Raw genomic sequence first — 10,716 nt, 5'->3', positions numbered from 1 at the left:
GATAGCGCTCGGCATTTGATTTAATTATTGACCTTTTGGCTTTCATGGTATATACTTCCTCCGGAATGTCTATGCAAATCATAGGCACTCCTTTCGGATAGAATATATCCAGGGGTGCCTATGTTTTCAAGTATTTGGGTAAGATATTTTATTTTGATTAAATAACCCCACTTCGGTAAGATTATTTTTGATTCAAATCGCACTCTTGACATTTTCAATAGAATAAGTATAATTAGAATATGCTCAAGCCTGTTGTAGTCAATTACCCAGGGGGTAGAAAATGACGCGCCGGGTATTTAGGCCCGGTCGGGTCCAGAAACAATATTCCGTTGCTCATTTTAACACAATAATCAACCACTTTTTGGCAAATGATTTTCAGGGAGGGGTCAAATGACTCGCCGGACTTGGAGACCCGGTCGGGTCCGAGAAGAATTCCTCAAATTTCATTCAATTCAAACCCCGATAATTACAGAGCACACCTTAAAGGAAGTTTTTGCGAATCTCCTTAGAGAATATTCAAGAAATAATAAGGCAATCTGGAAAATTGTTGAATATTCCAATCATCAAAAAGAAAAAATGCCGAAAGGAGGTGAGAAGAGGAGGAAAATATTATTGCTAAAAGCGCTAATAGAAATGAAAGGGGGTCAAAATGAAAAAACTAGCGCTATTAATTGGGATAAGCGTAGGAATATTGTCCTTTGCTGCCCAGCGGGTTGTGGTTTGTGAAGAGTTTACCGCAACCTGGTGTACATATTGTCCAGGGGCAGCGCGTGCGCTGGACGAAATATATGAAAGGAGTTATGATTCAGTTGTTGTGATAGCATACCATCCCTCAACAAGCGATCCATTTTATTCATCTGAGGCTGCAGCACGGTTAAGTTACTACAGTGTCTCAGGTTATCCCACGACGATATTTGATGGTGTAAAAAGAGTCGTGGGGGGCATCCATACCGGCACACTTTATGCCTGTTTCCTCGATACCGTTAAGTATCGCCTAACTGTAGCAAGTCCGCTCGTTATTGACCTTACCTGTTCTTATGATACAGTTGCAAACACCGGAACCGTTAATGCTACAATCCAGAATACAACCTCAAGTGCAATCAGCGGGACACTACATTTTGTCATTGTTGAAAATAATATTCCTTATAACTGGCAGGGAATGACCAAACTTGATTTTGTAATGAGGGATATGCTACCCGACCAGAATGGTGAAGGAGTGACAATTCCGGCAAATAGTAGCATCACCCGCTCAAGGAATTTCACAATTGCCACTTCTTGGAAAGAAAAGGATTGCAAGATTGTCGTCTTTGTCCAATCTTCAACAAGAGAAATATATCAGGGCGCAGAGATTGGGATAGTGCCGATACCGGATATGGAGTATTATGGATTAAAATATCAAGAGACAAGCGGGAATAATAATCGCTGGGCAGAACCCGGTGAAGCAATAAGGATGTATGTCTTTGGTAAGAATCAGGGTAACGGTATTTACTCAGGCAGCGCAAATGTCACCTGCTCTGATCCTTATATTACGATCAGCAGTGCAACACCTCAATCGGTCGCGATTGGTCCGGGTGATGTGGATACGGTTAATATCTGCAATTTCACAATTAGTTCGACTTGCCCGTCTCCAAGACAGGTATCATTCATTGTGAATTTTGGAACTCATTCAGATACCTTCCCGTTTATAGTAACAAGAACCCCGGGTTTCTCAGATAATATTGAATCCGGACAAGGGAACTGGATACATTCGGGTATCAACGATAATTGGCATATCACAACTTATAAGAGTCATTCACCAACCCATTCCTGGTACTGTGGAGTAGAAAATTCATGGCAGTATACAAATGAAAACGATGCATCATTGGTAAGCCCATATTTTGTTGCAACCCCGGATAGCAATCTGTATTTCTGGCATCAATATCGTATGGAGCAGGGCTGGGATTATGGACACTTAGATATTGATAATGGATCAGGTTTCTGGAAGACAATCGGTGTATTCACCGGTAACCAGGCTTCTTGGACTCAATATACCTATTCCTTACAACAATTTGCCGGTCAGACGATAAGATTGAGGTTTAGATTCTTAAGCGATGGGAGTGTTGTTGACGAAGGCTGGTATATTGATGATGTGAATATTCCGACTCCGGTTGGCATTAATGAAGTAAAAGATAGTGGAAAGCCGGTGATATTGAGTATCAATCCTAATCCTTTCTGCGATCGGACAATAATTGAATACAAATCCCAAGAATCTCCCAATAAATCAACGACGCTCAATATTTATGACGCCTCTGGTCGCTTAGTCAAATCACTGGATTTAAAATCGACCAATTTCTGGATTGGCGACGATAACGATGGTAAACTTTTGCCCTCCGGGATATACTTTGCGAAATCGGAAAGTGAAAATACGAAGATTATACAGAAAGTCATCATCGTCCGTTAACTGCATTATAAATAACGGGGGAGGAATTCTATCCTCCCCCGTTAAAAAGGAGAAAGTATGCGAATAAAAATTTTGATTTTATCATTGATGGTCACTTTTCCATTATCTGCTCAATATAATTTTAATTTTGTCTGCACAAGCGATACATTCCAGACCGGTACTGATTATTTTGTCTATTATTTCCGTCTCACTAATACCGGCTCCCAGCCTGATAGTTATGCCTTTGATTGTCGCGTAATTGATAGTGTGCCGGGATGGTTTGAAATATACTGCGCAGGTGGACAGTGCGCAGAGCCTGGGATAATACTTTATGATTATCTAACCCCTGGAGCAGTTGATACTGGAATTGATATATCAATATATACAATGCCCAATGTATGGGGAACAGAGGTCGTGAATCTGAAAGTCTGGTCAATTCACAATCCAGATTTAAGAGACTCTATAAATGTCTATGCGGCAATGGAACAGGGAATCCAGGGAGAGAAACTCATAAGTCAACCCTTTAAATTTGAAGTGTCCCCCAATCCATTCCGTGATCAATGTTTAATTAAATTAAAAAATCTAAACAAATCCGCATTTCTAAATCCGAAATCCGAAGTTTCATTAACGGTGTATGACATTTCCGGTCGAGTTGTGAAATCTTTTATTCCGGTATCGGGTATCGTGAACCGTGAATCATGTATCATCTGGTCAGGAGATGATAATTTTGATCGATCGGTTCCTGAAGGGATTTACTTTATTGAAGTAAAAAACGGCGAAAATAAAATTTGCCGAAAGGTGGTTAAGGTAAAATGAAAAGAATAATCATATTAAGTAGTATACTATTATTTACCCTATGTTCAGAATCCCCTCAGATTAAAATTGAACCGGCAAATAGAATTGTCCTTGCCGAATTTTTTACCTTTGCCCGCTGCACTTATTGTCCTTATGCGGAAGAAGCCTTGGATAGTTTAGCGAAAGAATTCAAGGACAGTATAGCGGTCATTGCCTACCATCGGCGACTGTTGGGTGATACTCTAAGTCCTGCCTATGTGGCTGTGAGAGAATCGTTATATTCAATCCAAACATCTCCGATTGTGGTATTTGATGGTCTTTACAATGTCCAGACTGAGAAACCTGAAGATGATTACCCAACCTATAAAAATTATATCACAAGTGAAAGAGGTAAGAAAACTTGTTTACGTCTGGGTCTTGCAAAGGAAATAGAAGGAAATACGGTCTCGCTTAAGGTTAAAATTGTTCCGGTTGATTCAATTTTCTCATCTGATTACAAATTATATATAGCACTTACCGAAGATAGCGTCTATTTTAAACAGACCGGTGCGCCCGATTCAATATTTCATTTTGTTATGCGTAAGATGATCCCCGATGAAAAAGGTATCGAAATCAATCCTGTATATCCGGATTCGATAATAAAAGAAACAAATTTTGTTTTGCAATCAAATTGGAATGCAAATAAATTAAATATAGTCGCCTTTGTTCAGAATTTAGTAAATAAGGAGGTAGTTCAGGCTATCGTAGTAAAATTGAATAATTAGGGCAATTATGTAGAACGGCTGTAAAGAGATAAAGTAGATGTGATATGTTTTCGTTTTTAGACTTAAGTCTTTGATTTAAACTCCCTGTCACATAGTTGACAAACAAAATTTTTTATTTATATTTAAGTATGATTTTTATGTCTTGCCTTTTCCGGTTCCGTAAAGGAGGATGGAAATGACTCGCCGGGTATTTAGACCCGGTCGGGTCTATGAAAATGCAGAACCACTAACCGCTGTTTTATCTCACAACAATCAGATAGTTTACAATTCCCAATTATCTTACACAGTTTCATATATCGCGAAACATAGTCTAAGGATTTTGGTTAGGACATTGGTCATATTTAACTATTTAACAAGACCATTTTCTAAACAACAACTCAATAATCATATTTCAAGGAGGCGATATGCCCAATCCATGGGATAAAATAGTGGGAACAAAAGAATATAATAAGAACTACGAAAGACTAATCAAGGTTGCCCGTCAAAAAGGCTATGTCTTTAATAAAAAGATAAGCCGGGTAAAAAAGGTGATCGGTCTGATGACCATGAATTATCTTGAATATGGAAAATACTATTGCCCCTGCAAACAGAGTGACCCCCCTGATTTAAAAAATGATGTGCTCTGCCCCTGCCCAACTTTGGATGAAGAAGTGGAAAAGGACGGACATTGTTTCTGCGAATTGTTTTTTAAGAAGGAGAAAAAATGAAATCCTTTACATCTATCCTCTCCCTTTAAGTGAGAGGATATAGGTAAGGGTGAAAGGAATTTTTATGTCTGTTAATAATTACGAAAAAATGTGGCAGGAATTAGGACTTGATGTAAATTTGCACAACGAGGTGCTGGACTATATTAACAAAGGATTTCAAAATACCGTTGGCAAACAAAAAAATCGTCCCAAGACAATGGAATATTTTGACAATGTGCTCCACGAATCGCATGGTGGCAGGATTGCAGAATTGATTGAAGAAAAATCCAAGGGCAAAAAGATTGTCGGATTTTTCTGTATCTATGTTCCTGAAGAGGTAATAATGGCTTTGGATTTAGTGCCAATTGCATTATGCGGTGGCACAAATTTTTCTGTCCCTTATGCTGAAAAAATGCTACCCAGGGATATCTGTCCACTTGTGAAATCTACTCTGGGACTTGCATTCTCCAAAACCTGCCCTTATGCACCAATTAAGAGCCTTGCCGTTGGTGAGACGACCTGCGATGCGAAGAAGAAGGTCTGGGATATTTTAGCGCAAAAGGTAAACTTCCATATTATGGAATTACCCCAGAAAAAGAATGCGATCGATCTCCATCTCTGGGATAATGAGATCCACTCATTGGCCGAGAACCTCGAGAGACTTGCAGAAAGGAAACTAAATCCATCTGTCCTAAAGGAAAAAATTGAAATAATGAATAACAAGAGAAAGGCGCTCCAGCGGTTAGCTAAATTGAGAATAAAAGAACCGATACCAATCAGTGGTCTTGATACATTGGTTGTAATGCAGGCAGCATTGAATGATGAACCGGTGCGTTTCACGAAAAAGGTTGAAGAATTGTGTGATGAACTTGAGGACAGAATCAAAAAAGGAATTTCACCATTTTCAGACAAGGCAAAACGAATTATGGTCTCTGGCTGCCCGTCGGTTATGGGTAACTGGAAGATCCATTCTTTAATAGAAACTTCAGGGGGTGCGGTAGTAGTTGATGAGACCTGCACCGGTGTGAAATATTTCAAGGACCTTGTTGATACAAAGGCGAATGATGTTGATGGACTCCTTGGTGCAATAGCTGACCGTTACCTAAAGATAAACTGTTCCTGCTTTACACCGAATAACGACCGCCTTGATATGGCAAGAAGTCTTGCAAAAGAAGGCAATGTAAAAGGAGTCGTTCAATACATACTTCAGTATTGCCACACCTATAACATAGAAGCAATAAGAATTGAAGGCGCATTAAAACAGGATAATATTCCGAGTTTGAAGATTGTTACGGACTATTCAGAAGAAGATACTGCACAACTACGAACGAGGATTGAGGCGTTCTTAGAGACATTGAAATAATGGGTAATAAAAGGCAATTAAGGGCAACAATGGTGATTGAAGATAATGGTTGCTGCAGGGATTGATATCGGGTCAAGGACGATCAAATTGGTGACACTTGAGAATAATAAGATTTTGGATTACCATATCACCGATACGACTGTGGAACCAATAAAAAGAGTTGAAGAAATATTAAAAGAGAAAAAATTTGACCATCTTGTTGCAACTGGTTATGGAAGATATCTGATGCAGGAAAATTATAATTGTCCGATTGTTACCGAGATAAAGGCATATGCTACTGGTGCTTATTTTCTCTACCCAGATTGCCGGACAATCATTGATATTGGGGGGCAGGATACAAAGGTGATAAAAGTGAAAGAGGGTAATGTTGCAGACTTTGAAATGAATGACCGCTGTGCAGCAGGAACAGGCAAATTTCTTGAAGTAATGGCACAAACACTCGGCTACAAAATAGAAGATTTTGGTAGCGAAGCACTGAAAGGCAGAAACTCTATACCAATAAATTCAATGTGTACGGTCTTCGCAGAATCAGAAGTAATATCTCTTATTGCTCGGGGCGAGGATAAGAAGGATATTGCGTTGAGTTTGCACTATTCCATCATTAACCGGGTAATGACCATGGTTTCAAGAATGAATCCCGAAGAAAAGATTGTCTTTGCCGGTGGTGTGGCAAAGAATAAATGTATGGTTGAATTGCTGAAGAAAAAACTGGGGGATATATTAGTTCCTGAAGAGCCCCAGATAATCGGCGCCTTGGGCGCGGCAATAATTGCAGGTAAAAATTTTGAAATAATGACAATAAAAGAAAGGAGATAAATATGAACCGAATTAAACCCCTCTATACAATCGCTATCTTGTTAACATTGGCAGGCATGAGCAGTTCTTCAGTTCTGCCAATGATCGGGATAGATCTTCAGATGAGAAACAAATATGTATGGCGCGGGGCAGTATTTAATACCGAGCCCGTGCTCTGGCCTGACTTATGGATAAACTGGTCTGGTATTACATTTTGCACTTGGGGATCCCTTGATTTGACGGACACAAAGCAAAAACAATTTCAAATTACCGACTTGGCATTCTATCTTGATTATACACGTGCTATAGGTCCTGTCACGCCGACTATAGGCTTTGTTTTGTATACATATCCTGGGTCTGCTTATGGTTCAGCATTTCCAACCACGGGCGAAGTTTATCTTAAAATTAACGGCAATTTGAATTATGTTCAAGGACTCCTTACTTTAAATTATGATATAAAAGAAGCAAAGGGGTTATATATTTCTCCCTCTATTTCAAAAGGGTTCTCTTTAGGCCCACTTGGTGCAAATCTTGCGCTGGCACTCGGTTTAGCAGATGGCAAACATAATGCCTACTACTACGGACTGGACAAGTTCTGCCTAACCGATTTTGGAGCAACGTTAAAAATTAATTATATACCACCCGGGAATCTATCAAAATACCTAACCATTACCGGAGACATAAATTTTGCTGCAATTGTTGATTCCGAACTCAAAGAGTATATCCAGAGTTCTACAAATACCCAGAACTTGCATGGTGGGTTCGGACTGAGTATCGTGTATTCATTCGGAGGTGAATAGTGCCAGCGAGCTTTTATTTCTGGCTCGCAGCGATAGCCTACTTTTTATTCGTGATAATCATTGGTTATGTAATATGGCGGAAAATCCATAAAGATACTGCTACCCATCAAATCCTTGATTTCTGGATTGCAAGCAGACGCTTTCCGGGCTGGCGTTTAGCAATATCTTTAACCGCAGGTTGGTTAATGTTAGGTTGGTTGGGATACGGAATGTCTATGATATATCAGATGGGATTATCAGGTTTATGGATACTGCCCTTACCGTGGTTTATTTTATGTTTTATCATAATCTTAATGGTTCCCTTTGTGCGTAGATTACCAGCAATTTCTCTACCCGAGGCTATTCAGAAAAGATTTGGGGGGCCAACGCGTTTAATAATCGGTTTATGTTCAATTTTCGTCTTCACTTCCTGGACGGGTGCGGAGTTATTTATGGTCGGGCATTTGGGGGCGCCGTTTTTGAAGGTAACCCCAGTAATGACAATGATTATTGTGGCAATTCCAATAATGATCTACACCTATTTCGGTGGATTCAGGGCGGTAGTGATTACTGATTTTTTACAATTCGTATTTATGGCAATATTTATAACGGTATTGGGTATAGTTAGTATTAACGCAGCTTTGGCAATTACAAACGGAGATATTATCAGCACTTTGAAGAATACACCCACTCCTTATTATGGAAAAGATACCATGTTCAATCTTTTTGCCTGTGGCATTGCGATGCCCATAATTCTTTTATTTGCATATCTTCCAGGGTGGATGATTGAACAAGATCTATTATTGAGAATTCAGGGGGCAAATAGTTTAAAAGAAGCAAAGAAGGGTGCCTGGCTTGCGCTTGTTTTGATCACTGTCTTTGTTATAACAATCCCCACAATCATTGCTTTTTGTGCACTCATTCTCTTTCCTCCAGGGTTGGAGTCAAGTGCTAGTGCAATCGGTGCTGATGCGACGGGCATCATCTCCGCTATCATTTTGCAATATTTTCCATTCTGGGCACAGATTCTTATGCTCGTGGGATTGCTCTCTGCCCAGATGTCCACGGTAGATACCTTTGCTAATGTTACTGCACTTCCACTTACTTATGACATAATTCAACCAAATTTCATGAAAGGGCTTTCGCGCGAAAAAATTGTCCGGTGGTCAAGAGTGTTATCAATATTTGCAATTGGGCTTGCGCTTGTCTATGCTATCAATGCTACTTCTTTAATGGATGTTTATATCCTCTCATCTGGTGTTCTTACTGCGTCAATCGCAATACCTGCTTTTGCAATATTTTGGAAAAAAGCTAACCGTTTAGGCATTATATTAAGCTCAATCCTTGGATTTGTCGGAAATGTTGCATTCTATATTCTCGAATATCATATCTGGAAGCACAATTATTCGCCAAAGTGGCTTGCAGATACATATTTAGGTTATATTATCATTGGACTTGTTGGTTCGATCATTGGTTTAATTGTTGGCTCTTTGATAGGAAAACCTTCAACTCCCGAAGAAATAAAGGTAGTAGCACCTCAACCACTTGAAGGAGTTGAAATATTTGATATTGCAAAAGAATGAAAGGGGGCATTATGGAGATCTATAAAAAAGACTATACCATAAAAGATGTCCAGGATGTCTATGATGGTCCTGGCGGTCTCCTCTGGGAGGCAGTGATGGGGGAGCAGATTCACTCCGGCGGACCAGAAGCGACCGATGTCCTGGCACAAAAACTGGGTTTAAAACCAGGAATGGTCGTTGCTGACCTTTGCAGTGCGCTCGGTGGGCCAGCAAGGCATCTGGCGAGTAAGTACGGGGTGTATGTGAAGGGTGTGGATGCGACAAAGACGATGCTCAAAAAGGCAATAGAAAGAACCAAAGCAGCGAAACTTGACCATATGATTGAATACTATGAAGGGAATGTATTAGACCTACCATTTAAGTCTAATTCAATAGATATCGTCTGGGGACAGGAGGCCTGGTGCTATGTAACGGACAAAGAAAGACTATTAAGAGAGGCATATCGGGTATTGAAACCTGGGGGCAAGATTGGATTTACTGACTGGATTATTACCGGGAAAATCACGCCCCAGGAACTTGAGCCACTCTACGACTCTATGGCATTTCCATATATGGAGTCATTTGAAGGGTATCAGGAGCTTATGAAGAAGGTTGGCTTTAAGGTTCTTGAGGCGATTGATAATACCGAGGCATTTGCCCGACACTTCGATGAATACTATAATATGGTTACAGGTAAATTAAAGCCCGAGATTCTAAAGAACTTTGGTCAAGACTTATATAATTTTGCAGAAAATCTTGTCACCATCTGGCGCAAGGCTGCCCATGAGCACAAGGTCGGCAGCGGCTTATTTATCGGACAAAAACCATAAAAAGGAGGTAAAATGAAACAACTAAAAACCCTAATCATCCTTGGATGCATAATAATTGCATCCCTCACTATCTTTTGCGGAAAAGAAGAGGAAGAAAAAATAACTGATCCGACACCATTGAATCCAATAGTCATTGATACTGCTAATAATGAAGTGAAGATATCCTGCGTAGTAAACAGGATGTGGGTAGATGATTCTGTATCAAATCATAATTGCATTGTTTCGAAATACGGCACCAATGGTGGCAAGGCAGTGCTGGTCGCTAATGTCCATCATTCCGATTTTTATTTTGCGTTACTCGCTGTCGGCGCCGATCCCGGTGTTGACATTGGTGACCCCCCTGATACCAATGGAGTTCCTACGGGAACTGAATTCAAGGTATTGGTAAAGTTTGATGGCGATACTACGATATATGATATTAACGAACTTGTTGAAGATTCTTTAGGCAGAGAATTCAAATGCCGAATGCATAACAGTTATGCGCGTGCCGAAGCATTGAACAAAGGTTGCATCTGGTGTTATACCACTTGCAAGACTTCAATTACGAGCAACCCATCCTATACTGCATATGATTTTTACTACAGCGGTGTAAAATGGCCCTTCAGACCGATCAAGGAAAAATGGCCTGCTGAAGGCACTCATGCGGTTGTGATTTTCAGGAAGGTACAATAGAAACCGTTTGGGGGGGTGCATAAGCATCCCCCCAAGTGAATTGGAGGTCGA

At 40.1% G+C, this 10,716-nt stretch carries 10 protein-coding genes; all 10 read left to right on the top strand.

Annotation, left to right across the window (positions count from 1 at the left end; translation table 11 throughout):
• Positions 1–649 precede the first annotated feature (649 nt).
• The 10 genes from ABIL39_05975 to ABIL39_05930 all read left to right on the top strand — a co-directional run bounded on the left by ABIL39_05975 (position 650) and on the right by ABIL39_05930 (position 10,665).
• Entirely contained in the window at positions 650–2,440 is a 1,791-nt protein-coding gene (locus tag ABIL39_05975; protein ID MEO0165667.1) for an Omp28-related outer membrane protein, read from the top strand.
• A gap of 57 nt (positions 2,441–2,497) precedes the next feature.
• A complete protein-coding gene (locus tag ABIL39_05970; GenBank protein MEO0165666.1) occupies positions 2,498–3,235 on the top strand; it encodes a T9SS type A sorting domain-containing protein in 738 nt (245 codons plus the stop codon).
• Positions 3,232–3,978 (top strand): Omp28-related outer membrane protein, encoded by a 747-nt coding sequence (locus ABIL39_05965; GenBank protein ID MEO0165665.1) that lies wholly within the window; start codon positions 3,232–3,234, stop codon positions 3,976–3,978. The genes ABIL39_05970 and ABIL39_05965 overlap by 4 nt, the downstream gene beginning before the upstream one ends.
• Before the next feature lie 404 nt (positions 3,979–4,382).
• Entirely contained in the window at positions 4,383–4,685 is a 303-nt protein-coding gene (locus tag ABIL39_05960; GenBank protein ID MEO0165664.1) for a ferredoxin-thioredoxin reductase catalytic domain-containing protein, read from the top strand.
• 64 nt (positions 4,686–4,749) lie between these two features.
• Positions 4,750–6,027, top strand: coding sequence for a double-cubane-cluster-containing anaerobic reductase (locus ABIL39_05955; GenBank protein ID MEO0165663.1), 1,278 nt, complete (start codon positions 4,750–4,752; stop codon positions 6,025–6,027).
• 45 nt (positions 6,028–6,072) lie between these two features.
• Positions 6,073–6,843, top strand: coding sequence for an acyl-CoA dehydratase activase (locus ABIL39_05950; protein ID MEO0165662.1), 771 nt, complete (start codon positions 6,073–6,075; stop codon positions 6,841–6,843).
• Positions 6,844–6,845: 2 nt separating this feature from the next.
• Positions 6,846–7,622, top strand: a complete 777-nt coding sequence (locus tag ABIL39_05945; protein ID MEO0165661.1) for a TorF family putative porin — start codon at positions 6,846–6,848, stop codon at positions 7,620–7,622.
• Entirely contained in the window at positions 7,622–9,184 is a 1,563-nt protein-coding gene (locus ABIL39_05940) for a sodium:solute symporter family protein (protein ID MEO0165660.1), read from the top strand. Before ABIL39_05945 ends, ABIL39_05940 begins: the two co-directional genes overlap by 1 nt.
• 11 nt (positions 9,185–9,195) lie before the next feature.
• Positions 9,196–9,993, top strand: a complete 798-nt coding sequence (locus ABIL39_05935) for a methyltransferase domain-containing protein (protein MEO0165659.1) — start codon at positions 9,196–9,198, stop codon at positions 9,991–9,993.
• A gap of 12 nt (positions 9,994–10,005) precedes the next feature.
• Positions 10,006–10,665, top strand: coding sequence for a YdjY domain-containing protein (locus tag ABIL39_05930; protein MEO0165658.1), 660 nt, complete (start codon positions 10,006–10,008; stop codon positions 10,663–10,665).
• Positions 10,666–10,716 lie beyond the last annotated feature (51 nt).

It is taken from the genome of candidate division WOR-3 bacterium (assembly GCA_039802205.1).
Lineage (GTDB): Bacteria > Hydrothermota > Tepidihabitantia > SM23-42 > JAOAFX01 > JAOAFX01.
The sequence above is the reverse complement of the archived record's forward strand: the minus strand, read 5'-3'. Positions and strand labels throughout refer to the sequence as shown.

Coding starts and splice junctions, on each gene's coding strand:
- ABIL39_05945 (MEO0165661.1), top strand. CDS start 6,846: ATGAACCGAATTAAACCCCTCTATACAATCGCTATCTTGTTAACATTG.
- ABIL39_05955 (MEO0165663.1), top strand. CDS start 4,750: ATGTCTGTTAATAATTACGAAAAAATGTGGCAGGAATTAGGACTTGAT.
- ABIL39_05960 (MEO0165664.1), top strand. CDS start 4,383: ATGCCCAATCCATGGGATAAAATAGTGGGAACAAAAGAATATAATAAG.
- ABIL39_05950 (MEO0165662.1), top strand. CDS start 6,073: ATGGTTGCTGCAGGGATTGATATCGGGTCAAGGACGATCAAATTGGTG.
- ABIL39_05975 (MEO0165667.1), top strand. CDS start 650: ATGAAAAAACTAGCGCTATTAATTGGGATAAGCGTAGGAATATTGTCC.
- ABIL39_05930 (MEO0165658.1), top strand. CDS start 10,006: ATGAAACAACTAAAAACCCTAATCATCCTTGGATGCATAATAATTGCA.
- ABIL39_05965 (MEO0165665.1), top strand. CDS start 3,232: ATGAAAAGAATAATCATATTAAGTAGTATACTATTATTTACCCTATGT.
- ABIL39_05935 (MEO0165659.1), top strand. CDS start 9,196: ATGGAGATCTATAAAAAAGACTATACCATAAAAGATGTCCAGGATGTC.
- ABIL39_05970 (MEO0165666.1), top strand. CDS start 2,498: ATGCGAATAAAAATTTTGATTTTATCATTGATGGTCACTTTTCCATTA.